At 65.0% G+C, this 22,891-nt stretch carries 19 protein-coding genes and 3 rRNA genes; 19 read left to right on the top strand and 3 right to left on the bottom strand.

The window, feature by feature from the left end:
* Positions 1–27: 27 nt before the first annotated feature.
* Genes AB431_RS17835 through AB431_RS17825 form a run of 3 tightly spaced genes read left to right on the top strand, consistent with a single transcriptional unit; the run spans position 28 to position 1,628 of the window.
* Positions 28–576 (top strand): hypothetical protein, encoded by a 549-nt coding sequence (locus tag AB431_RS17835; RefSeq protein ID WP_052960314.1) that lies wholly within the window; start codon positions 28–30, stop codon positions 574–576.
* A 7-nt stretch (positions 577–583) separates the two neighbouring features.
* Positions 584–784 carry a Trm112 family protein gene (locus AB431_RS17830; protein ID WP_047331057.1) on the top strand — a complete coding sequence of 67 codons (201 nt, stop codon included), beginning with the start codon at positions 584–586 and terminating at the stop codon, positions 782–784.
* Positions 785–815: 31 nt separating this feature from the next.
* On the top strand, positions 816–1,628 hold the full coding sequence (locus AB431_RS17825) for a lysophospholipid acyltransferase family protein (RefSeq protein ID WP_047331056.1): 813 nt from the start codon (positions 816–818) through the stop codon (positions 1,626–1,628).
* A gap of 4 nt (positions 1,629–1,632) precedes the next feature.
* Here AB431_RS17825 and AB431_RS17820 read toward each other — a convergent pair whose 3' ends face one another.
* Genes AB431_RS17820 through AB431_RS17810 form a run of 3 tightly spaced genes read right to left on the bottom strand, consistent with a single transcriptional unit; the run spans position 1,633 to position 3,775 of the window.
* The gene (locus AB431_RS17820; RefSeq protein ID WP_047331055.1) at positions 1,633–2,247 is read right to left on the bottom strand and encodes a TetR family transcriptional regulator; all 615 of its coding nucleotides are present in this window, start codon (positions 2,245–2,247) and stop codon (positions 1,633–1,635) included.
* Positions 2,244–3,074 carry an ABC transporter permease gene (locus tag AB431_RS17815; protein WP_082135719.1) on the bottom strand — a complete coding sequence of 277 codons (831 nt, stop codon included), beginning with the start codon at positions 3,072–3,074 and terminating at the stop codon, positions 2,244–2,246. The genes AB431_RS17820 and AB431_RS17815 overlap by 4 nt, the downstream gene beginning before the upstream one ends.
* Positions 3,008–3,775, bottom strand: a complete 768-nt coding sequence (locus AB431_RS17810) for an ABC transporter ATP-binding protein (RefSeq protein WP_047331053.1) — start codon at positions 3,773–3,775, stop codon at positions 3,008–3,010. Before AB431_RS17810 ends, AB431_RS17815 begins: the two co-directional genes overlap by 67 nt.
* Before the next feature lie 59 nt (positions 3,776–3,834).
* On the opposite strand from AB431_RS17810, the gene AB431_RS17805 reads away from it, so the two are divergent.
* The 16 genes from AB431_RS17805 (at position 3,835) to xerD (ending at position 22,872) form a co-directional block, all read left to right on the top strand.
* On the top strand, positions 3,835–4,449 hold the full coding sequence (locus AB431_RS17805) for a DNA-3-methyladenine glycosylase (protein WP_047331052.1): 615 nt from the start codon (positions 3,835–3,837) through the stop codon (positions 4,447–4,449).
* 27 nt (positions 4,450–4,476) lie between these two features.
* Positions 4,477–5,748: a tyrosine--tRNA ligase gene (gene tyrS, locus AB431_RS17800; protein ID WP_047331051.1), complete on the top strand. Its 1,272-nt coding sequence runs from the start codon at positions 4,477–4,479 to the stop codon at positions 5,746–5,748.
* 395 nt (positions 5,749–6,143) lie between these two features.
* Positions 6,144–7,665: ribosomal RNA gene (locus AB431_RS17795) — 16S ribosomal RNA — on the top strand.
* A 390-nt stretch (positions 7,666–8,055) separates the two neighbouring features.
* A 23S ribosomal RNA gene (locus tag AB431_RS17790) occupies positions 8,056–11,178 on the top strand.
* Between the two features lie 132 nt (positions 11,179–11,310).
* A 5S ribosomal RNA gene (gene rrf / locus AB431_RS17785) occupies positions 11,311–11,423 on the top strand.
* The 16S, 23S and 5S rRNA genes sit together here, the layout of an rRNA operon.
* A 123-nt stretch (positions 11,424–11,546) precedes the next feature.
* The gene (locus AB431_RS17780; RefSeq protein WP_082135718.1) at positions 11,547–12,386 is read left to right on the top strand and encodes a tetratricopeptide repeat protein; all 840 of its coding nucleotides are present in this window, start codon (positions 11,547–11,549) and stop codon (positions 12,384–12,386) included.
* A gap of 1 nt (position 12,387) precedes the next feature.
* Positions 12,388–13,413: an HAD-IIA family hydrolase gene (locus AB431_RS17775; RefSeq protein WP_047331050.1), complete on the top strand. Its 1,026-nt coding sequence runs from the start codon at positions 12,388–12,390 to the stop codon at positions 13,411–13,413.
* Positions 13,410–13,598, top strand: a complete 189-nt coding sequence (locus tag AB431_RS17770) for a hypothetical protein (protein WP_047331049.1) — start codon at positions 13,410–13,412, stop codon at positions 13,596–13,598. Before AB431_RS17775 ends, AB431_RS17770 begins: the two co-directional genes overlap by 4 nt.
* 8 nt (positions 13,599–13,606) lie before the next feature.
* Positions 13,607–14,416 (top strand): TlyA family RNA methyltransferase, encoded by an 810-nt coding sequence (locus AB431_RS17765; protein WP_047331048.1) that lies wholly within the window; start codon positions 13,607–13,609, stop codon positions 14,414–14,416.
* Positions 14,413–15,333 (top strand): NAD kinase, encoded by a 921-nt coding sequence (locus AB431_RS17760; RefSeq protein ID WP_047331047.1) that lies wholly within the window; start codon positions 14,413–14,415, stop codon positions 15,331–15,333. Before AB431_RS17765 ends, AB431_RS17760 begins: the two co-directional genes overlap by 4 nt.
* Positions 15,334–15,340: 7 nt before the next feature.
* A complete protein-coding gene (gene recN, locus AB431_RS17755) occupies positions 15,341–17,092 on the top strand; it encodes a DNA repair protein RecN (protein WP_047331046.1) in 1,752 nt (583 codons plus the stop codon).
* Positions 17,093–17,213: 121 nt separating this feature from the next.
* Positions 17,214–18,398 (top strand): putative cytokinetic ring protein SteA, encoded by a 1,185-nt coding sequence (gene steA, locus AB431_RS17750; protein WP_047331045.1) that lies wholly within the window; start codon positions 17,214–17,216, stop codon positions 18,396–18,398.
* Positions 18,399–18,423: 25 nt separating this feature from the next.
* Complete coding sequence (locus AB431_RS17745) at positions 18,424–19,365, top strand: copper transporter (protein WP_047331044.1); 942 nt, start codon at positions 18,424–18,426, stop codon at positions 19,363–19,365.
* 150 nt (positions 19,366–19,515) lie between these two features.
* The gene (locus AB431_RS17740; RefSeq protein ID WP_162489416.1) at positions 19,516–21,279 is read left to right on the top strand and encodes a CTP synthase; all 1,764 of its coding nucleotides are present in this window, start codon (positions 19,516–19,518) and stop codon (positions 21,277–21,279) included.
* Positions 21,272–21,895 carry an NUDIX domain-containing protein gene (locus AB431_RS17735; RefSeq protein WP_047331043.1) on the top strand — a complete coding sequence of 208 codons (624 nt, stop codon included), beginning with the start codon at positions 21,272–21,274 and terminating at the stop codon, positions 21,893–21,895. The genes AB431_RS17740 and AB431_RS17735 overlap by 8 nt, the downstream gene beginning before the upstream one ends.
* The gene (gene xerD / locus AB431_RS17730; protein WP_047331042.1) at positions 21,892–22,872 is read left to right on the top strand and encodes a site-specific tyrosine recombinase XerD; all 981 of its coding nucleotides are present in this window, start codon (positions 21,892–21,894) and stop codon (positions 22,870–22,872) included. Before AB431_RS17735 ends, xerD begins: the two co-directional genes overlap by 4 nt.
* The last annotated feature ends 19 nt before the right edge of the window (positions 22,873–22,891 follow it).

The following is a 22,891-nucleotide window of genomic DNA, read 5'->3' as shown; positions in this document are numbered from 1 at the left end:
GCAGCTGCCCACGCGCCGGAGGAATGCATGACAACCCAGACCGTTTCACGTCACTGGCGTCGCGCCGTCCGCGGCACGGCGATCTGTGCCCTGACCGCTGGGCTGCTGGTCGGCGTCGGCACGCAGGCGGCGGCGCTGGCCGATCCGGCCACCGCGCCGTCGCCGACCCCGGCGGCACCGGCTTCCGATACCGGCGTCCCGCAGTTTCAGAGCGCCGATCAGCTGATCGCCTTCATCGACCAGGAATACGACCAGGGCTCCGGCGGGGGTCAGCTGTCGAACCTGATCAAGTCGGTGATGAAGCTGCGCGCGCAGGGCATCAAGCCGTCCAAGACCAACATCGCCGAGATTCAGAACGCGCTGCAGTACCGCCCGAATCAAAAGCCGCTGATCGATGCGCTCCAGAACACGCTGAGCTACCAGCAGAAGGTGTTCGCCCAGATGCAGCTCCTGCAGCAGGCGCAACAGCGGCAGCAGAACAACGCTGTGATGGGTGCCGGTCAGATGCCAAGCGACGGCGCCGCGACCATCGGCGGCAACAACGCTCCGGCGATTCCGCCGGCGCCGAGCCCGTAGCCGCTACATGCTCGACGAGAAGCTGCTGACCATTCTGGTGTGCCCCGCAGACCGCGGGCCGCTGATACTTGTCGACGGACTGCTCTACAACCCGCGCCTGCACAAGGCCTACCGCATCGAGGACGGCATCCCGGTGCTGCTGGTCGACGAGGCCGTCGACGTCGCGCCCGAGGAGCATGAGCGACTGATGGCGGCCGCGGACTCCTGACCGCGCTGCCTCTCGGGCGTACCGTTGCGCCATGGGGGACACCGTCGTCGCCGCGCAGCTTCCCGGCGAACTCGCCAAGTGGGATCCGTCTTTCACCCGACAAGTCCTGGCCCCGATGTGGCCGTTGTTGCGGTTGTACTTTCGCGCCGAGGTGCGCGGTCTCGAGTTGGTTCCGCCGACCGGCGGTGCGCTGTTGGTGTGCAACCACTCCGGCGGAATGTTGACGCCCGATGTGCCGATCTTCGGTCCGGCGTTCTACGCCAGATTCGGTTACGACCGGCCGCTCTACACGCTGGCTCACTACGGGATCTTCATCGCGCCGTGGGGTCCGCTGCTGCCGCGCCTCGGTGTGGTGCACGCGAGTCCGGACACGGCCAGGGCGGCGCTGAACGCGGGGGCGGTCGTGCTGGTCTTCCCGGGCGGCGACTACGACGCCTACCGGCCCACGACGCGGCAGAACGCCATCGACTTCGACGGTCGCACGGGTTACGCGCGCATCGCCATCGAAACCGGTGTGCCGATTGTGCCGATGGTCTCGATCGGCGCCCAGGAAACGCAGTTCTTCCTCGGTCGCGGCACGCGGTTCGCACAATTGTTGGGGCTGACCAAGATTCGGATGGACATTCTGCCCGCGACGGTGGGCCTCCCGTTCGGGCTGACGGTAACCCTGCCGCCGAACTTCCCGCTCCCGTCGAAGATCGTGATGGAGGTTCTGGACCCGGTCGACCCCAAGGACTTCGGCGAGAACCCCGATGTAGACGAGGTCGACACCCACGTCCGGCGGGTCATGCAACGCGCGCTGAATCGATTGTCCCGGCAGCGACGCTTCCCGATTCTGGGGTGACCGATCAGGACAGCGGCAGGTCTCCGGTGAGATAGCGCTGCAGGGTGGGTGCGATGGTCTCGGCGATCTGTTGCGGCGGTAGCGACGCGAACGGCTCCAGCCCGATGATGTAGCGCGCCATCACCACGCCCACCAGTTGCGAGGCCACGAACTGCACCCGCAGCCGACCACTGCCCGCTGGGTTGTCCACGCGGGGCGCGACTTCGCCGGTGATGACCTCTTGCAGGAACGAGCGGACCAGGCTGATGTCGGAGCCGGCGAGCAGCGAGCGCATCGTGGCGATGAGCCCGGTGCCCATCTCCGAATCCCACAGTGGCAACAGGATCGACGGCAGCACATGCCCGAGCTCCTCGACCGGGGTGTCACGCAGTGGAACCAGAATCGTCATCGGGTCGATCGGGATGTTGATCGCCGCGGCGAACAGCTGCTCCTTGGTGCCGAAGTAGTGGTGCACCAGCGCCGAGTCGACGCCGGCGGCCGCAGCGATCGACCGGATCGATGTCTTGTCGATACCGTTGCGGGCGAACAGCTCTCGAGCGTTGACGAGGATCCGTTCACGAGTGTCGGAGGTGCCGCGGGGGCGTCCCGGACGCTTCGACTGTCGGGGTTCGGCTGTCACGGGGTGCGCCGCCGCAGGGTCACCGCAGCCAGCGCCATCGCCGCCACAGCGAAGGCGAGAACGATGACGATATCCCGGATCGCGATGCTCGTCAGGCCGGTGTGGGCGTTGACTTGTTGCAGCGCCTCCAGCGCATAACTGGCCGGCATCGCGTTGCTGATCCACTCCAGCCACGTCGGCATCTGATTGCGCGGCACGATGATTCCCGCCAGCAGCAACTGCGGAACGATGAACACCGGCATGAACTGCACAGCCTGAAACTCGGTGCGGGCGAACGCACTGGCCAACAGACCTAGTCCGACCCCCAGCACCGCGTTGATCACGGCGATGACGAACACCCAGACCGGGCTGCCCTTGGTGTCGAAGCCCAGCAACCAGAAGGCGACGATGCAGGCCAGGATCGCTTGCGCGGCGGCCGCGATCGAGAAGGCCGAGCCGTAGGCGGCAAGTAGATCCAGCCGGCGTAGCGGGGTGGTCAGGATTCGCTCCAACGTGCCCGACGATCGCTCGCGCTGCATGGTGATCGAGGTGATCAGGAACATCACGAACAGCGGGAACAGCCCGAGCAGGATCAGGCATGCGGTTTGAAACGGCGAGACCGCGCCCGGGAACTTCGGTACGTCGTCGAACATGAAGTACATCAGCGTGATCACTGCGCTGGGCACCACGAGAATCATTGCGACACTTCGCCGATCAGCGCGCAATTGGCGCAGGATGCGGCCCGTGGTGGCCAGATAGGCGCCCAGGGAGGGACGGAGCCTCAGCTTGCTGACGCCGCGGTGCTGTGCCTGATGATGGACAGGAACGCTTCCTCGAGTGACGTGCATCCGGTGTCCTCTCGCAGTCGGGTGGGAGTGGTGTGGGCCAGCAGCCGGCCTTCGCGCATGAGCAGCAGGCCGGCGCAGTGGTCGGCCTCGTCCATCACATGACTGGATACCAGCAGGGTGGCGCCCCGGCGGGCCAGCTCGTCGAATTGAGCCCACAGGTCCACGCGCAGTACGGGATCCAGGCCGACGGTCGGTTCGTCGAGCACCAGCAGGTCGGGCTGACAGACCAGGGCGCAGGCCAGCGACACCCGGGTGCGCTGGCCGCCGGAAAGGTTGCCGCAATAGGCCCCGGCGTGATCCCGCAGCCCGACGTCGTCGACGGCGCGGTCGGCGGTCTGGGGGGCGGCGCCGTAGAGAGCGGCGAAGTAGCGGACGTTGTCGATCACCCGCAGGTCGTTGTAGATCGTCGGGTCCTGAGTGACGTAGCCGACCCGGTGCCGCAAGGCGGGGGAGCCGGCCGGATGCCCGAGGACGGTCACGGTGCCCGACGCAACGATCTGGGTGCCGACGATGCTGCGCATCAGCGTGGTCTTGCCACAGCCCGATGGACCCAGCAATCCGGTGATCGAGCCGCGGGGGATCGTCACCGAGATGTCGTGCAGCGCGACCCTTTTGCCGCGGATCACGCGCAGGTTCTCGATATCGATGGCCGGCTCGGCTCGGCCGGTGGACATTAATTCACCATCCGATGAACTCATCATGTGATGAATAATCCTCCCCGGCGGAGCGCGGGTCAATGCCTGGGGCAGAATTTCTTCCGATGGGTGCCGATGAGCTGAACACCGACCCCGTCTCGGCGGCGCGGCTGCTGCTCGGCGGGGTGATCAGCTGCCGGGGCGTCAGCGCGCTGATTGTCGAGGTCGAGGCATACGGCGGTCCGCCGGACGGGCCGTGGCCGGACGCGTCTGCGCACTCCTACCGGGGTCCGGGCCTGCGCAACGCGGTGATGTTCGGCCCGCCCGGTCACCTCTACACGTATCGAAGCCACGGCATCCACGTGTGCGCGAATGTGTCGTGTGGTCCAGATGGCACGGCCGCAGCGGTGTTGTTGCGGGCTGCGGCGATCGAGTCGGGGTTGGACATGGCGCAGGTCCGCCGCGGCCCGCTGGTCCGCCCGAGGGCGTTGGCCCGCGGCCCGGGCAACCTGTGTTCGGCTCTTGGCATCGTGATGGAGGACAACGGCCTCGACGTCTTCGACCCGGCCTCACCGGTGACGGTTCAACTCGGCGCCCCGGGTGGTTCGGAGAGCGTCGGCCCGCGGGTCGGGGTGTCGCAAGCGGCCGATCGGCCGTGGCGATTGTGGCTCACCGGACGGCCGGAGGTATCGGCGTACCGCCGCAGTCCCCGCGCGCCAATCCCGGGCGCGAGCGACTGAGTACACCCCATGCGGGAAGATCGACGCATGGGCACGACGATTCTCGATGAGTTGGGCTGGCGCGAACTGATCGCGCAGTCGACCGATATCGACGCGCTCGCTGCGGCGGCCGCGCAGCCACCGATGACGGTCTATTGCGGATTCGACCCGACCGCCCCGAGCCTGCACGCGGGAAATCTGGTGCCGTTGCTCACACTTCGGCGATTCCAGCGGGCCGGGCATCGGCCGATCGTGTTGGCCGGCGGCGCCACCGGCATGATCGGTGATCCGCGTGACACCGGCGAGCGGACCATGAACACCACCGACACCGTCGCCCAGTGGGCCGAGCGGATCCGCGGCCAGCTGGAGCGGTTCGTGGACTTCGACGACACACCCAGCGGCGCCATCGTGGAGAACAACCTGGAGTGGACCGCGCAGCTGAGCGCCATCGATTTCCTGCGCGACGTCGGCAAGCACTTCTCGGTCAACGTGATGCTCGACCGCGACACGATCCGGCGCCGCCTCGAGGGCGACGGCATCTCCTATACCGAATTCAGCTACATGCTTCTGCAGGCGAACGACTATGTCGAACTGCACCGGCGCTACGGCTGCTCGCTGCAGATCGGCGGTTCGGATCAGTGGGGCAACATCATCGCCGGCGTGCGGCTGGCCCGTCAGACGCTGGGCGCGAGCGTCCATGCGCTGACGGTGCCGCTGGTCACCGCGGCGGACGGGACGAAATTCGGCAAGTCCACCGGCGGCGGCAGCCTGTGGCTGGATCCCGAGATGACCAGCCCGTATGCCTGGTACCAGTACTTCGTCAATACTGCCGACGCCGACGTGGTCAAGTATCTGCGCTGGTTCACGTTCCTGTCGGCAGAAGAGCTCGCCGAGCTTGCGCAGGCCACCGCGGAACGGCCGCACGAGCGTGCCGGACAGCGCCGACTCGCCCAGGAGCTCACCACATTGGTGCATGGTCAGGCCGCGACCGAGGCCGTCGAGCACGCGTCGCAGGCGTTGTTCGGCCGAGGCGAGCTGTCGCGGCTCGACGAACCGACCCTGGCGGCGGCGCTGCGGGAAACCTCAGTGGCCGAGCTCGAGCCCGGCGGCGCGGACGGGATCGTCGACCTTTTGGTAGCCACCGGACTGTCGGCGAGCAAGGGTGCCGCAAAGCGGACGATCGCCGAGGGCGGAGTGTCGGTCAACAACGAGAAGATCGACAGCGAGGACTGGGTGGCACAACCGTCCCATTTCCTCCACGGGCGCTGGCTGGTGCTGCGGCGCGGGAAGCGGAATATCGCTGGGGTACACCGGGTTTGAGGCTTCGGAGCTGCGGCGAAACGCCGATCTAGCAGGCGATTTGACTCCCTGTTAGCTCCTCTGTAACTTATTCCAAGTCGTCGCGACCCGGTCAGCCCGGAGAGCGCGACGATATCCCCGGGAATAACCCTGGAATACAGGGTGTTCCTACTGTCCGCTCTACTCCGTCGCGGCCCTTCGGTCGCGGGGTAGTCGCGCGGCCGGCAGCTTGCCGGGGTGTGTTGTTTGAGAACTCAATAGTGTGTTTGGTGGTTTTTGTTTGTTGTTGTTTTTTGGCCATGCTCTGGTACCCCCGTGTTGGGGTGTGGTCGTTTTTTGATGCCAGTTTGTTTGGTGTCTTTTTGTCTGGTCAGATTTTTCTGATTCGAATTCTGCCTCGTTTTGCGAGGGGTTTTTGTTTGGAGAGTTTGATCCTGGCTCAGGACGAACGCTGGCGGCGTGCTTAACACATGCAAGTCGAACGGAAAGTGCTCTTCGGAGTGACTCGAGTGGCGAACGGGTGAGTAACACGTGGGTGATCTGCCCTGCACTTTGGGATAAGCCTGGGAAACTGGGTCTAATACCGAATAGGACCGCATGCTTCATGGTGTGTGGTGGAAAGCTTTTGCGGTGTGGGATGGGCCCGCGGCCTATCAGCTTGTTGGTGGGGTAATGGCCTACCAAGGCGACGACGGGTAGCCGGCCTGAGAGGGTGTCCGGCCACACTGGGACTGAGATACGGCCCAGACTCCTACGGGAGGCAGCAGTGGGGAATATTGCACAATGGGCGCAAGCCTGATGCAGCGACGCCGCGTGAGGGATGACGGCCTTCGGGTTGTAAACCTCTTTCAGTAGGGACGAAGCGTAAGTGACGGTACCTATAGAAGAAGCACCGGCCAACTACGTGCCAGCAGCCGCGGTAATACGTAGGGTGCGAGCGTTGTCCGGAATTACTGGGCGTAAAGAGCTCGTAGGTGGTTTGTCGCGTTGTTCGTGAAAACTCACAGCTTAACTGTGGGCGTGCGGGCGATACGGGCAGACTGGAGTACTGCAGGGGAGACTGGAATTCCTGGTGTAGCGGTGGAATGCGCAGATATCAGGAGGAACACCGGTGGCGAAGGCGGGTCTCTGGGCAGTAACTGACGCTGAGGAGCGAAAGCGTGGGGAGCGAACAGGATTAGATACCCTGGTAGTCCACGCCGTAAACGGTGGGTACTAGGTGTGGGTTTCCTTCCTTGGGATCCGTGCCGTAGCTAACGCATTAAGTACCCCGCCTGGGGAGTACGGCCGCAAGGCTAAAACTCAAAGGAATTGACGGGGGCCCGCACAAGCGGCGGAGCATGTGGATTAATTCGATGCAACGCGAAGAACCTTACCTGGGTTTGACATGCACAGGACGCCGGCAGAGATGTCGGTTCCCTTGTGGCCTGTGTGCAGGTGGTGCATGGCTGTCGTCAGCTCGTGTCGTGAGATGTTGGGTTAAGTCCCGCAACGAGCGCAACCCTTGTCTCATGTTGCCAGCACGTTATGGTGGGGACTCGTGAGAGACTGCCGGGGTCAACTCGGAGGAAGGTGGGGATGACGTCAAGTCATCATGCCCCTTATGTCCAGGGCTTCACACATGCTACAATGGCCGGTACAAAGGGCTGCGATGCCGTGAGGTGGAGCGAATCCTTTCAAAGCCGGTCTCAGTTCGGATCGGGGTCTGCAACTCGACCCCGTGAAGTCGGAGTCGCTAGTAATCGCAGATCAGCAACGCTGCGGTGAATACGTTCCCGGGCCTTGTACACACCGCCCGTCACGTCATGAAAGTCGGTAACACCCGAAGCCGGTGGCCTAACCCCTTGTGGGAGGGAGCCGTCGAAGGTGGGATCGGCGATTGGGACGAAGTCGTAACAAGGTAGCCGTACCGGAAGGTGCGGCTGGATCACCTCCTTTCTAAGGAGCACCACGAGACCTGGCCGGCCCCACATCGTGTGGGATGAGCTGATTGTCAGGCGATTCGTTGGATGGCCCTTTTCACCTGTAGTGGGTGGGGGTCTGGTGCACGACAAGCAAACATCCAGGACGGGGACCTTCCTTTGGGGGGGTTGTCTGGTGCTGCCAAACACACTGTTGGGCTTTGAGACAACAGGCCCGTGGTTCCCTGGCCCCTGTGTGGGGTGGGAGGGGTGTTGTTGCTCCATCTTTGGTGGTGGGGTGTGGTGTTTGATTTGTGGATAGTGGTTGCGAGCATCTAGCACGCACATGTGCGTCGGCCTCTTCGGGGGTTGGCGGGTGTGTGTGTGTGTTGATGTGCAATTTCTTTTTTCGAATTGGTTTTTTGTGTTGTAAGTGTTTAAGAGCGCATGGTGGATGCCTTGGCACTGGGAGCCGATGAAGGACGTGGGAGGCTGCGTTATGCCTCGGGGAGCTGTCAACCGAGCGTTGATCCGAGGATGTCCGAATGGGGAAACCCGGCACGAGTGATGTCGTGTCACCCATACCTGAATACATAGGGTATGGGGGGGAACGCGGGGAAGTGAAACATCTCAGTACCCGTAGGAAGAGAAAACAATTGTGATTCCGTGAGTAGTGGCGAGCGAAAGCGGAGGATGGCTAAACCGTATGCATGTGATACCCGGCAGGGGTTGTGTGTGCGGTGTTGTGGGACGTTTCGTCTTCGGTCTGCCGGCCGGGGCGGGAGTGATAAACCGTGGTGTTAGGTGAAGTGACCTGGGATGGTCTGCCGTAGTGGGTGAGAGCCCCGTAACTGAAAACATCGCGGCTCCTGTGGAACTGTTCCCGAGTAGCAGCGGGCCCGTGGAATCTGCTGTGAATCTGCCGGGACCACCCGGTAAGCCTGAATACTTCTCAGTGACCGATAGCGGATTAGTACCGTGAGGGAATGGTGAAAAGTACCCCGGGAGGGGAGTGAAAGAGTACCTGAAACCGTGCGCTTACAATCCGTCAGAGCCTTCGACTTGTCGTGGGGTGATGGCGTGCCTTTTGAAGAATGAGCCTGCGAGTCAGGGACATGTCGCGAGGTTAACCCGGGTGGGGTAGCCGTAGCGAAAGCGAGTCTGAATAGGGCGTATCCACACAATAGTGTGTGGTGTAGTGGTGTGTTCTGGACCCGAAGCGGAGTGATCTACCCATGGCCAGGGTGAAGCGCGGGTAAGACCGCGTGGAGGCCCGAACCCACTTAGGTTGAAGACTGAGGGGATGAGTTGTGGGTAGGGGTGAAAGGCCAATCAAACTCCGTGATAGCTGGTTCTCCCCGAAATGCATTTAGGTGCAGCGTTACGTGTTTCTTACCGGAGGTAGAGCTACTGGATGGCCGATGGGCCCTACTAGGTTACTGACGTCAGCCAAACTCCGAATGCCGGTAAGTGAAAGCGTGGCAGTGAGACGGCGGGGGATAAGCTCCGTGCGTCGAGAGGGAAACAGCCCAGATCGCCGGCTAAGGCCCCTAAGCGTGTGCTAAGTGGAAAAGGATGTGCAGTCGCAGAGACAACCAGGAGGTTGGCTTAGAAGCAGCCACCCTTGAAAGAGTGCGTAATAGCTCACTGGTCAAGTGATTGTGCGCCGATAATGTAGCGGGGCTCAAGCACACCGCCGAAGCCGCGGCATTCAACGTCTCGTTGGATGGGTAGGGGAGCGTCCTGCACACCGGTGAAGCAGCCTGGTAATGGAGCTGTGGAGGGTGTGGGAGTGAGAATGCAGGCATGAGTAGCGATAAGGCAAGTGAGAACCTTGCCCGCCGAAAGACCAAGGGTTCCTGGGCCAGGCCAGTCCGCCCAGGGTGAGTCGGGACCTAAGGCGAGGCCGACAGGCGTAGTCGATGGACAACGGGTTGATATTCCCGTACCCGTGTATAAGCGTCCCTGATGAATCACCGGTACTAACCGCCCAAAACCAGAATCACTGATCCCTTCGGGGTGACGGTTTCTGGGGCTGCGCGGGACCTTCGGTGGTAGTAGTCAAGCGATGGGGTGACGCAGGTAGGTAGCCGTACCAGTCAGTGGTAATACTGGGGTAAACCTGTAGGGAGAAACGTAGGCAAATCCGCGTTTCACATATCCTGAGAGGTGATGCATAGCCGAGTGAGGCGAATTCGGTGATCCTTTGCTGCCAAGAAAAGCCTCTAGCGAGCGTATACACGGCCCGTACCCCAAACCAACACAGGTGGTCAGGTAGAGAATACCAAGGCGTACGAGTGAACTATGGTTAAGGAACTCGGCAAAATACCCCCGTAACTTCGGGAGAAGGGGGACCTCCTACTGTCATGGCACTTGCTGCCGGCAGCGGTGGGGGGTGGCACAAACCAGTGAGAAGCGACTGTTTACTAAAAACACAGGTCCGTGCGAAGTCGCAAGACGATGTATACGGACTGACGCCTGCCCGGTGCTGGAAGGTTAAGAGGACCCGTTAACCCCTCGGGGTGAAGCGGAGAATTTAAGCCCCAGTAAACGGCGGTGGTAACTATAACCATCCTAAGGTAGCGAAATTCCTTGTCGGGTAAGTTCCGACCTGCACGAATGGCGTAACGACTTCTCAACTGTCTCAACCATAGACTCGGCGAAATTGCACTACGAGTAAAGATGCTCGTTACGCGCGGCAGGACGAAAAGACCCCGGGACCTTCACTATAGCTTGGTATTGGCGTTCGATACGGTTTGTGTAGGATAGGTGGGAGACTGTGAAACACTGACGCCAGTTAGTGTGGAGTCATTGTTGAAATACCACTCTGATCGTATTGGACTTCTAACCTCGGACCGTATATCCGGTCCAGGGACAGTGCCTGGTGGGTAGTTTAACTGGGGCGGTTGCCTCCTAAAATGTAACGGAGGCGCCCAAAGGTTCCCTCAACCTGGACGGCAATCAGGTGTTGAGTGCAAGTGCACAAGGGAGCTTGACTGCGAGACGGACATGTCAAGCAGGGACGAAAGTCGGGACTAGTGATCCGGCACCCCCGAGTGGAAGGGGTGTCGCTCAACGGATAAAAGGTACCCCGGGGATAACAGGCTGATCTTCCCCAAGAGTCCATATCGACGGGATGGTTTGGCACCTCGATGTCGGCTCGTCGCATCCTGGGGCTGGAGCAGGTCCCAAGGGTTGGGCTGTTCGCCCATTAAAGCGGCACGCGAGCTGGGTTTAGAACGTCGTGAGACAGTTCGGTCTCTATCCGCCGCGCGCGTCAGAAACTTGAGGAAACCTGTCCCTAGTACGAGAGGACCGGGACGGACGAACCTCTGGTACACCAGTTGTCCCACCAGGGGCACCGCTGGATAGCCACGTTCGGACAGGATAACCGCTGAAAGCATCTAAGCGGGAAACCTTCTCCAAGACCAGGTTTCTCACCCTTTTAGAGGGATAAGGCCCCCCGCAGACCACGGGATCGATAGACCAGACCTACACGCACCGCAAGGTGTTCAGGGAACTGGCACTAACCGGCCGAAAACTTACAACAACCAAAACAACACACCAGTTGACACGGAAAAAGTAAGAACACACCAACGCCCGCAACCACACCCACAACAGTCAAACGACTGCACCCCACCACCAAAACACAAATTCACACTCAAAAACGAGTGAATAAAGTTACGGCGGCCATAGCGGCAGGGAAACGCCCGGTCCCATCCCGAACCCGGAAGCTAAGCCTACCAGCGCCGATGATACTACCCCAACGGGTGGAAAAGTAGGACACCGCCGAACACAATTTAGTGAAACGCCCCCCGAGAAATCGGGGGGCGTTTCCATTTCTCAGTACGTATTCCATTACCGCCATTTATTTGTCGCGAATTGTGGCTGCCTCGCCGCTGCCCGTATCCTTCACAGGTGGTCGATGACAGGCAAGGCAATTCCGGCGCACGTCCGCCGCGTCGCCCCGCGGGAGCCGGCGGCGCCGGGAACCGCGATCGCCGGGGCGGCGGTGCGCCACGCCGGTCCGGTCCGGGCCGGGCCCGTCCGACTCAGCCCCAACCGTCTTCCAACGGTGACGACGCAGCGTCACGCGCAGCCGGTCCGGCCATCCCGTCGACCATCGAGGCCAAACAACTCTCGCCCGAAATCCGTGGTGAACTCTCGACTTTGGATCGCGCGACTGCCGACACGGTGGCCCGCCATCTGGTCGCGGCGGGCGAACTGCTCGAGGACGATCCGCAGGCCGCTCTCGAGCATGCCCAGGCCGCCCGTGCCCGCTCCGGGCGCATCGCGGCCGTGCGTGAGGCCGTTGGAATCGCCGCCTATCAATGTGGGGACTGGGCTCAGGCTCTCTCGGAATTCCGTGCCGCCCGCCGCATGGGCAGCAAGTCGCAGCTGCTTCCGCTGATCGCCGACTGCGAACGCGGGGTGGGGCGGCCCGAACGCGCCATTGAACTGGCCCGCAGTCCAGAGGCGGCTCAGCTCACCGGCGACGATGCCGACGAACTGCGGATTGTCGCCGCCGGTGCCCGTGCCGACCTCGGTCAGCTCGAGCAGGCGCTGGTGGTGCTGTCGACTCCGCAGCCCGATCCGTCACGCACTGGATCGACGGCCGCCCGTCTGTTCTACGCCTACGCCGAGACGCTGCTCGCGCTCGATCGTGGCGATGATGCGCTGCAGTGGTTCATCCATGCCGCCGCCGCGGACATCGACGGCGTCACCGACGCCGAAGACCGGGTCAGCGAGCTGGCCTGACGTGGCAACGCTTGCGCAGCAGCATGATTGCTTGCTGCTGGATTTGGACGGCACCGTGTTTCGGGGTCATGAGCCGACCGTAGGTGCCATCGACGCCCTCGACGCCGCGCAGCCCCGCAAGCTGTTCGTCACCAACAACGCCTCCCGTGCCGCCGAGGACGTGGCCGCCCATCTGCGCGAGCTCGGTTTCACCGCGGACGCCGCGGATGTGGTGACCAGCGCCCAGAGCGCGGCACGCCTGCTCGCTCAGCAGCTGGAACCAGGGTCGAAGGTATTGATCGTGGGAACCGACGCGCTGGCCGGTGAGGTCGAGGCCGTCGGGCTGCGGCCGGTACGACGGTTCGATGACGAGCCCGTCGCCGTCGTGCAGGGGCACTCGACGACGACCGCCTGGCCCGACTTGGCCGAGGCCGCACTTGCCATCCGCGCCGGTGCACTGTGGGTGGCCGCCAACGTGGACCGCACTCTGCCCACCGAGCGGGGCCTGCTGCCCGGGAATGGGTCGATGGTCGCCGCACTGCGCACCGCCACTGATGCCGACTACCAGGTGGCGGGTAAACCGGCTCCCGCGCTCATGCGAGACGCGTTGGCGCGTGGCTCTTTTGACAGTCCACTGGTAGTCGGTGACCGCCTCGACACCGATATCGCCGGCGCCAACGCCGCGGACCTGCCCAGCCTGATGGTGTTGTGCGGCGTCAGCACCGCGGCCGAGGCGGTGCACGCGGTGCCCGAGCAACGGCCCACCTACATCGGCGCAGACCTGCGGGATCTGCATACCGGCGCGGAAAACCTCGAAGTCACCGAGCAGCCCGCCTGGCGCATCGAAGTCGCCGACGGTGCGGTGACCGTGACCGCGGTGAATACCGACCACAGCGAGGACGGCCTGTCGGTGGTGCGGGCGACCGCCCGGGCGGTGTGGGATGCGGCCGAGAACGGACGTCAGCTTGCCGTGCGGGCCGGCGACGACACCGCACGCGCCGCGCTGCAGCGCTGGTCCCTGCTGACGGCGCAGGATCCGCTAGCGTGAACGGTGACATGAACACCGATCCCGAACAGATCCGCGCCGATATCGACGCCGTGCTGGCCCAGCTGCCCAGCGTCGACCCGGACAGCGCCGACGTCACCGGTGTCGACATCGACGCCGTCGGACGGCAGCTCGAGGAAGCGCACCAGATCCTGGTCAATGCGCTGGAATCGGTGGAGAAGGGCTGAGTTCGCGCATGACGCGGCGTGCCCGGGTTGACGCTGAGCTGGTCCGTCGCGGATTGGCGCGTTCACGACAGCAGGCTGCCGAACTCATCGGTGCGGGCCGGGTCAGCATCGACGGGATGCGGGCGGTCAAGCCCGCCACCGCCGTCGCCATCACCGCCAACCTGACCGTCGAGGCCACCGAGGAACGCTCGTGGGTGTCCCGCGGCGCTCACAAGCTGATCGGCGCTCTGGACGCCTTCGGCATCGACCCGGCCGGGCGGCGCTGCCTGGACGCAGGCGCCTCGACCGGCGGCTTCACCGAGGTGCTGCTGGATCGCGGGGCGGCCGAGGTCGTGGCCGTCGACGTCGGCTACGGCCAGCTGGCCTGGTCGCTGCGCTCGGACTCGCGAGTGACGGTCATCGAACGCACGAACGTACGTGATCTGACGCCCGAGGCGATCGGCGGCCCCGTCGACCTCGTGGTGTCCGACCTGTCGTTCATCTCGCTGGCCACTGTGCTGCCCGCACTGACTGTCTGCGCGTCGCCCCACGCCGATATCGTTCCCATGGTGAAGCCACAGTTCGAGGTTGGGCGCGAGCAGGTCGGCGCCGGCGGGGTGGTGTCCGACCCGGCATTGCGGACCGCCGCGGTGCTCGGCGTCGCCGCCCGCGCCTGCGAGCTCGGCTGGCAGACGGTCGGGGCCACCGCGAGCCCGCTGCCCGGGCCATCGGGCAATGTCGAATACTTTCTGTGGCTGCGTGCCGAGACCGGTCATGGGCTGCAAGGAGACGAGCTGGACGCCGCGGTACGCCGCGCCGTCGCGGAAGGACCGCAATGACTGCTGAGCGGGCGATCCTGCTCGTTGTGAACAATGGCCGCGACGAGGCTACCGAGACGGCTCGCCGGGTCGAAAAGGTATTGGGCGACAACGGGATAACGTTACGGTTGCTCTCTGCCGAAGCCGTCGACCGGGCCACCCACTTCGACCCCAGCGACATGCGGGCGGTGGGCTCGACCACCGAGGTGGTCGACGCCGACGCCAATGCGGCCGTCGGATGCGAGCTGGTGCTCGTCCTCGGCGGTGACGGCACCTTCCTACGGGCAGCGGAACTGGCCCGCAACGCCGAGATCCCCGTCCTCGGAATCAACCTCGGGCGTATTGGTTTTCTGGCCGAGGCCGAGGCCGAAGCCATCGACACCGTCCTCGAACATGTCATCGCCCGCGAGTATCGCGTCGAGCAACGGATGACGCTCGACATCGCCGTGCGCACCAAGGGGGAGGTGATCGCTCGCGGCTGGGCACTCAACGAGGCCAGCCTGGAGAAGGGTGCGCGCCTCGGCGTGATCGGCGTCGTCCTGGAGATCGACGGCAGACCGGTGTCCGCCTTCGGCTGCGACGGCGTACTGGTGTCGAGCCCGACCGGGTCGACCGCCTACGCGTTCTCAGCCGGCGGTCCGGTGGTCTGGCCGGATCTGGAGGCACTGATCGTGGTGCCCAACAACGCGCATGCATTGTTCGCGCGCCCGATGGTCACCAGCCCGACCGCGCTGATCGCTATCGAGATCGAGGACGACAGCCACGAAGCCTTGGTGTTCTGCGACGGCCGCCGCGAAATGCGGGTCCCGGCAGGCGGCCGACTCGAGGTGACCAAATGCACGACACCACTGCAGTGGGTACGGCTGGACAGTGCGCCGTTCACCGATCGGCTGGTGCGCAAGTTCCGCCTGCCGGTAACCGGCTGGCGGGGGCAGTGATCCGGCGATGCTGGCCGAAATTCGAATCGAGTCGTTGGGCGCGATCAGCGCCGCCACCGCGGAGTTCGACCGCGGCCTGACCGTGCTGACCGGCGAGACCGGCACGGGCAAGACCATGGTGGTGACCGGGCTGCACCTGCTTGGCGGTGCGCGCGCCGACGCCGCCCGGGTGCGGTCGGGTGCCGAACGGGCCGTCGTCGAAGGTCGCTTCGCCACAGCAGAACTCGACGCCGCCACCGGTAAGCAGATCGACGCGATTCTCGACTCCTCCGGTGCCGACCGTGACGATGACGGCAGCATCATCGCCCTGCGGACAGTCAGCCGCGACGGTCCGTCGCGGGCGTACCTCGGCGGGCGCAGCGTGCCGGCCAAGTCGCTGTCGACGTTCACCTCGGAGTTGCTGACACTGCACGGCCAGAACGACCAGCTGCGGCTGATGCGACCCGAGGAGCAGCGCGCCGCGCTGGACCGCTTCGCCGGGGTCGACGCGAAGCTCGAGCGGTACCGAAAGCTGCGCGACCAGTGGCAGGTGGCCCGGCGCGATCTGGTCGACCGGACCAAGCGTGCCCGCGAGCTGGCCCAGGAGGCCGACCGGTTGAAATTCGCGCTGACCGAGATCGACGGCGTCGACCCGGTGCCGGGTGAAGACGAATCGCTGGTGGCCGACATCCGCCGGCTCTCCGAACTGGACGCGTTGCGCGAGGCGGTTGCCGGTGCCCGCCTCAACCTGTCGGCTGATGACCTCGCCGACGGCGAACCTCATTCGGCGACAGACACTTTGGGCCGTGCGGTGGCGCTGTTGCAGTCCACCGACGATCCCGCTCTGGGCGCGTTGTCCCGCCAGCTCGCCGACGCGCTGACCGTTGTCGGCGATGTGGCGCGTGAACTCGGTGACTTCCTCGGCGATTTGCCCGACGACGCCAGCGCACTGGAGACCAAGCTCGCCCGCCAGGCCGAGCTGCGCAGCCTGACCCGCAAGTACGCCGCGGACGTCAACGGTGTGCTGGCCTGGGCCAAGGAGTCCCGGGATCGTCTGGCACAGCTCGACGTCTCCGAGGACGCGCTGGCCGGGCTGGCCCGCCGCGTCGACGAGCTCGCCGGACAGGTCGCGACGTCTGCCCTCGAACTATCCAAGGCCCGCACCAAGGCGGCGAAGGGACTGGCCAAGGCGATCACCGCTGAGTTGACCGGGCTAGCGATGACGCACGCCGACTTCAGCGTCACCGTGTCGCCGATGCCGGCACGCGATGACGACACCGCACCGCTGCGGTTGCCCTCCGGGGAGACCGTGCATGCTGGAGGCGAAGGCATCGACCTCGTCGAATTCGGCTTCACCGCGCACCGCGGCACCGATGTGCTGCCGCTGAACAAGAGCGCGTCCGGTGGTGAGTTGTCCCGCGTGATGCTCGCCTTGGAAGTGGTGCTGGCAGCCTCGGCGGAGGGCACCACAATGGTGTTCGACGAGGTGGACGCCGGGGTCGGTGGCCGCGCCGCGGTGCAGATCGGACGCCGGCTGGCGCGGCTGGCCCGCAGCCATCAGGTCATCGTCGTCACGCACCTGCCGCAGGTCGCCGCCTACGCCGACAGTCACCTCGTCGTCGACAGCGCGGGCAACGGGACCAGCGAGGTCCGTCGCCTGGACACCGAACAGCGGGTCGGCGAACTGGCGCGGATGCTCGCCGGGTTGGGGGAGTCCGATACCGGGCGCGCGCATGCCCGGGAGCTACTCGAGGCCGCGCAGGACGAACGTCTCAGCTGAGCCCGAACGGTCGAATTCGCGTAACAGAACTGTGTTACTGCTGTGACAAAATGTGACTTGTGTGGCTGGTGTTACGGCGCGCCTCCGTGGATATCCGTCCGGTCGCCGACAGAATCCCAGCATGAAGATGTCAGCGCTTCTCTCCCGTAATACCGGTGCACGACCAGGAGTCGCGGGCACGGCCCGTGTCGATCGCGACATCGACCGCCTCCTGCGCCGCGTCGGTCCGGGCGACATCGTCGTGCTCGACATCCTCGACCTGGACCGGATGACCGCTGATGCTCTGGTCGACGCCAACATCGCCGGCGTCGTCAACGCCTCCCCGTCGATTTCGGGTCGGTACCCGAACCTCGGCCCGGAAGTGTTGGTGGCCAACAACATCACGCTGATTGACAGCGCGGGTCCCGAGGTCTTCAAGAAGATCAAGGATGGCGCGAAGATCCGCCTGCACAACGGTGGGGTGTACGCCGGTGATCGCAGGCTGGCGCTCGGCGTGGAGCGCAGTGACGAAGAGATCGCCGACCTCATGCAGGACGCCAAGACCGGACTGGTCGCACACCTGGAGGCCTTCGCCGGCAACACCATCGAGTTCATCCGCAGTGAGAGTCCGCTGCTGATCGACGGGATCGGCATCCCCGATATCGACGTCGATGTCTACCGCCGCCACGTCCTCGTGGTGGCCGACGGTCCCGGCGCCGAGGACGACCTCAAAGCGCTCAAGCCGTTCATCAAGGAGTATCAGCCGGTGCTGATCGGCGTGGAGGGCGGCGCCGACCTGCTGCAGAAGAACGGCTACCGGCCACAGCTGATCGTCGGCAACCCGGACCAGATGAGCGCCGACGTGCTCAAGAGCGGTGCACAGGTGGTACTTCCCGCCGACGCCGACGGACATGCCAACGGTCTGGAACGAATTCAGGACCTCGGCATCGGGGCCATGACGTTCCCGGCCGCGGGCTCGGCTGCCGACCTGGCGCTGCTGCTGGTCGACCACCACGGTGCCTCGCTGATCGTCACCGCAGGGCATTCGGCCAGTATCGAAGAGTTCTTCGACCGGTCGCGGCAGCAGAGCAACCCCTCGACGTTCCTCACCCGGCTGAAGGTGGGCGAGAAGCTGGTCGACGCCAAAGCCGTTGCCACGCTGTATCGCAACCACATCTCCGGCGGTGCGATCGCCATGCTGATCCTCGCGGTGCTGTTCGCGATCATCGCCGCGCTGTGGGTGTCGCGGGCCGACACCTTCGTCATCGACTGGATCGTGACCTACTGGAACCGCTTCTCGCTGTGGGTACAGAGCTGGGTGACCTAGGCCTAGAGCAGAAAGGCGTTTCGCTGTGATTTCGCTACGCCACCACGCCATTTCGCTGGCTGCGGTGTTTCTGGCGCTGGCCGTCGGCGTCTTCCTGGGCTCCGGCGTGCTTTCCGACACGCTGTTGTCCGGGCTGCGCGACGAGAAGCAGGACCTGAACAAGCAGATCACCTCGCTCACCGACCAGCGCAATGCGTTGAATGAAAAGCTCGGTGCTGCAGATGATTTCGACAAGCAGATGTCGAGCCGAATCGTCAAGGACGCGCTGGCAGGCAAGTCGGTGGTGCTGTTCCGAACGCCAGACGCCGACAACGACGATGTGGCGGCAATGAGCCGAATCGTCGGTCAGGCCGGCGGCATCGTCACCGGCACGGTTGCGCTGACGAAGGAGTTCGTCGACGCCAACTCGGCGGAGAAGCTGCGTTCGGTGGTCAACTCCTCGATCGTGCCCGCGGGTGCGCAGCTGAGCACCACGCTGGTCGACCAGGGCTCGCAGGCCGGTGACCTGCTGGGCATTGCGCTACTGATCAACCGCAATCCGGCGATCCGGCCCGCCGATGACGCCCAGCGCGACACCGTGCTGGCCGCGCTGCGCGATACCGGCTTCCTGACCTACCAGGGCGATCACCTCGGCGCGGCCAACGCCGCCGTCGTCGTCACCGGGGGAGCGTTGGGCGACGACGCCGGCAATCAGGGCTCGACGGTGGCACGCTTCGCCGCGGGCATGGCGCCGCACGGGTCGGGAACGGTGCTCGCCGGGCGCGACGGTTCGGCTACCGGAACCTCCGCGCTGGCGGTGACCCGGGCGGATGCGGGCATGGCCGCCGACGTCACCACCGTTGACGACATCAGCTCGGAGTCGGGTCGGATCACCACCGTGCTGGCGCTGCAGAACCTGATCAACGGGGCGCCGTCGGGCAAGTTCGGGACCGGGCCCGGCGCGGCGTCGGTCACCGTCCCCCAGTAGGCCGCGGCAACCTGGAGGTAACGCAGGCCACCCGCGTGTTAGCGCCACCTTGTCGGTGTCGGTGTTAGGGTGAGATTCCGTGGGTAGGCAGGCCCCAGGCAGTTCACAGCGATCCCCTGCCCGACGTCACGGAGGTTGCTCTTGCCACCATTGCGCAAGCACCCACAGACCGCCACCAAGCACCTCTTCGTCAGCGGTGGAGTCGCATCGTCCCTCGGCAAGGGCCTGACCGCGAGCAGCCTCGGTCAGTTGCTCACCGCGCGCGGCCTGCAGGTGACGATGCAGAAGCTCGACCCCTACCTGAACGTCGACCCGGGAACGATGAACCCGTTCCAGCACGGTGAGGTGTTCGTCACCGAGGACGGCGCCGAGACCGATCTCGACGTCGGCCACTACGAACGCTTCCTGGACCGCAACCTGTCCGGCTCGGCCAATGTGACCACCGGGCAGGTTTATTCGTCGGTGATCGCCAAGGAGCGCCGCGGTGAGTACCTCGGCGACACGGTGCAGGTCATTCCGCACATCACCGACGAGATCAAGGGCCGGATCCTCGCGATGGCAGAGCCCGACGCGACCGGCAACCGCCCGGATGTGGTGATCACCGAGATCGGCGGCACGGTCGGTGACATCGAGTCGCTGCCGTTCCTGGAGGCCGCGCGCCAGGTCCGCCACGAAGTCGGCCGGGAGAACTGCTTCTTCCTGCACGTGTCCCTGGTGCCGTACCTGGCGCCGTCCGGCGAGTTGAAGACCAAGCCCACCCAGCACTCGGTGGCCGCACTGCGCAGCATCGGCATCAGCCCCGACGCACTGATCCTGCGCTGTGACCGCGACGTGCCGGAGCCGCTGAAGAACAAGATCGCGCTGATGTGCGACGTCGACATCGACGGGGTGATCTCGACGCCGGACGCTCCGTCGATCTACGACATTCCGAAGGTGCTGCACCGCGAGGAACTCGACGCCTACGTGGTGCGCCGGCTGAACCTGCCGTTCCGCGATGTCGACTGGACGCAGTGGAACGACCTTCTGCGCCGGGTGCACGAGCCCAAGGAGACCGTGCGAATCGCGTTGGTGGGCAAGTACGTCGACCTCTCCGACGCCTACCTCTCGGTGGCCGAGGCCCTGCGCGCCGGCGGCTTCGCGCACCGCGCGAAGGTCGAGATGCGCTGGGTGGCCTCCGACGACTGCGAGACCGACAGCGGCGCGGCCATCGCGCTGGGTGATGTGCACGGGGTGCTCATTCCCGGCGGGTTCGGCATCCGCGGAATCGAGGGCAAGATCGGCGCGATCCGCCATGCTCGCCATCGTGGATTACCGGTGCTGGGATTGTGCCTGGGGTTGCAGTGCATCGTGATCGAGGCGGCCCGATCGGTGGGCTTGACCGGAGCCAACTCGGCCGAATTCGAGCCGGACACACCGGATCCGGTGATCTCCACGATGGCCGACCAGCGCGACGCCGTCGCCGGTGAGGCCGACCTGGGCGGCACCATGCGGCTGGGCGCGTACCCGGCGACGCTGGAAGTCGGTTCGATCGTCGCCGAGGCGTACGACTCGACGCACGTCTCCGAACGGCACCGGCACCGCTACGAGGTCAACAATGAGTACCGCGATCGGATTGCGCAGAGCGGGTTGAGGTTCTCCGGCACCTCACCCGACGGTCACCTGGTGGAGTTCGTGGAGTATCCCCGCGACGTGCATCCGTTCCTGGTCGGCACCCAGGCCCACCCGGAACTCAAGAGCCGGCCCACCCGTCCGCATCCGCTGTTCGTCTCGTTCGTCGGTGCGGCCATCGACTACAAGGCGGGCGAGCGGTTGTCCCTGGAGATTCCCGAGCAGCACTCCAACGGCAAGGAACACCCGGACCAGGCGGCCCAGCCGCTTGCCGAGCAGGTTCCAGAGCACTCTTCTCGTGGCTGACCACGACTTCGAAACCGTATCCTCCGAAACCGTTTATCGCGGAAGCATTCTCGCCCTGAGGGTCGACCAGGTCCGCATGCCCGGCGGCCACGTCGCCAAGCGCGAGGTCGTCGAACACTATGGTGCAGTGGCCGTCGCCGCGGTTGACGATGCCTACCGTGTGGCGATGGTGCACCAGTACCGCCATCCGGTCGGCCGCCGGTTGTGGGAGCTGCCGGCGGGGCTGCTCGACGAACCCGGCGAAGACCCGGTGGCGGCTGCTGCGCGTGAGTTGTACGAAGAAACCGGTTTCACGGCCGAGCGCTGGAGCGTGCTGGTGGATCTGGTGTCCTCCCCGGGTTTCGCCGACGAGGCGTTGCGTGTCTACCTCGCCCAGGGTCTGACGGACGGTGGCCGCCCGGACGGACACGACGAGGAAGCCGACATGGAGGTGCACTGGTTCGGCATCGAGGACGCCGCGCAAAAGGTACTGACCGGTGAGTTTGTGAATTCCACTGCGGCAGCTGGAATTCTGGCCGCCCACGCGGTGATCGTGGAGGGTAAGCCGACCCGTCCCGTCGACGCGCCGTGGCCCGATCGCTCGAGAGCATTCGCCGCGCGCAAGGCCGGATCATGACCACCTTCTCCGCCGATATCCCGGGTCGCTCCGCTCCTGCCCTCCGCCCTGCGTTGGACGGGCAGCTGCAGGGCTATCTCGACCACCTGACCATCGAGCGCGGGGTGGCGGCCAACACCATCAGCTCATATCGGCGTGATCTGCGCCGCTACGTCGAGCACCTGGATCTTCGCGGTATCGACGACCTGACCAACGCAACCGAGACCGACGTCAGCGAGTTTCTGGTCGCGCTGCGCCGCGGCGATCCCGACACCGGCGTCGTGCCGCTGTCGGCGGTCTCGGCCGCGCGGGCGCTGATCGCGGTGCGCGGCTTTCACCGGTTTGCCGCCGCCGAGGGGATCATCGGCGTGGACGTCGCCCGGGCAGTGAAGCCACCCACACCGAGCCGGCGGCTCCCCAAGAGCCTCACTCTCGACGAGGTGCTCGCACTGCTCGAGGGCGCCGGCGGGGACAGCCCGTCGGACGGCCCACTGACACTGCGCAACCGCGCACTGCTCGAGCTGCTGTACTCCACCGGCGCGCGGATCTCAGAGGCCGTCGGCCTCGATGTCGACGATGTCGACACCGAGGCCCGGTCGGTGCTGTTGCGCGGCAAGGGCGGCAAGCAGCGGCTGGTGCCCGTCGGCCGCCCGGCCATCGCCGCCCTCGATGCTTACCTGGTGCGGGGCCGGCCCGACCTGGCGCGCCGTGGCCGCGGTACGCCGAAGATCTTCCTCAACGCCCGCGGCGGCCAGCTCTCGCGGCAGAGCGCGTGGCAGGTGCTGCAGGACGCCGCCGAGCGTGCCGGCATCTCCGTGGCGGTGTCACCGCACACACTGCGGCACTCTTTCGCCACGCATCTCCTCGACGGTGGCGCCGACGTCCGCGTGGTCCAGGAGCTACTCGGCCACGCCTCGGTGACCACGACGCAGATCTACACCTTGGTCACGGTGCATGCCCTGCGGGAGGTATGGGCCGGCGCACATCCGCGCGCATGATGTCGCGGGTCTGCCTCGT

This window comes from Mycobacterium sp. EPa45 (genome assembly GCF_001021385.1).
Lineage (GTDB): Bacteria > Actinomycetota > Actinomycetes > Mycobacteriales > Mycobacteriaceae > Mycobacterium.
Note: the sequence above shows the minus strand (reverse complement) of the source record. Positions and strands in the feature narration are given on the sequence as shown.

Bases quoted from the DNA above. Each gene is read 5' to 3' on its own strand.
- AB431_RS17835 (WP_052960314.1), top strand. From the start codon at position 28: ATGACAACCCAGACCGTTTCACGTCACTGGCGTCGCGCCGTCCGCGGC.
- AB431_RS17830 (WP_047331057.1), top strand. From the start codon at position 584: ATGCTCGACGAGAAGCTGCTGACCATTCTGGTGTGCCCCGCAGACCGC.
- AB431_RS17825 (WP_047331056.1), top strand. From the start codon at position 816: ATGGGGGACACCGTCGTCGCCGCGCAGCTTCCCGGCGAACTCGCCAAG.
- AB431_RS17815 (WP_082135719.1), bottom strand. From the start codon at position 3,074: ATGCACGTCACTCGAGGAAGCGTTCCTGTCCATCATCAGGCACAGCAC.
- AB431_RS17810 (WP_047331053.1), bottom strand. From the start codon at position 3,775: ATGATGAGTTCATCGGATGGTGAATTAATGTCCACCGGCCGAGCCGAG.
- AB431_RS17805 (WP_047331052.1), top strand. From the start codon at position 3,835: ATGGGTGCCGATGAGCTGAACACCGACCCCGTCTCGGCGGCGCGGCTG.
- tyrS (WP_047331051.1), top strand. From the start codon at position 4,477: ATGGGCACGACGATTCTCGATGAGTTGGGCTGGCGCGAACTGATCGCG.
- AB431_RS17765 (WP_047331048.1), top strand. From the start codon at position 13,607: ATGACGCGGCGTGCCCGGGTTGACGCTGAGCTGGTCCGTCGCGGATTG.
- AB431_RS17760 (WP_047331047.1), top strand. From the start codon at position 14,413: ATGACTGCTGAGCGGGCGATCCTGCTCGTTGTGAACAATGGCCGCGAC.
- recN (WP_047331046.1), top strand. From the start codon at position 15,341: ATGCTGGCCGAAATTCGAATCGAGTCGTTGGGCGCGATCAGCGCCGCC.
- steA (WP_047331045.1), top strand. From the start codon at position 17,214: ATGAAGATGTCAGCGCTTCTCTCCCGTAATACCGGTGCACGACCAGGA.
- xerD (WP_047331042.1), top strand. From the start codon at position 21,892: ATGACCACCTTCTCCGCCGATATCCCGGGTCGCTCCGCTCCTGCCCTC.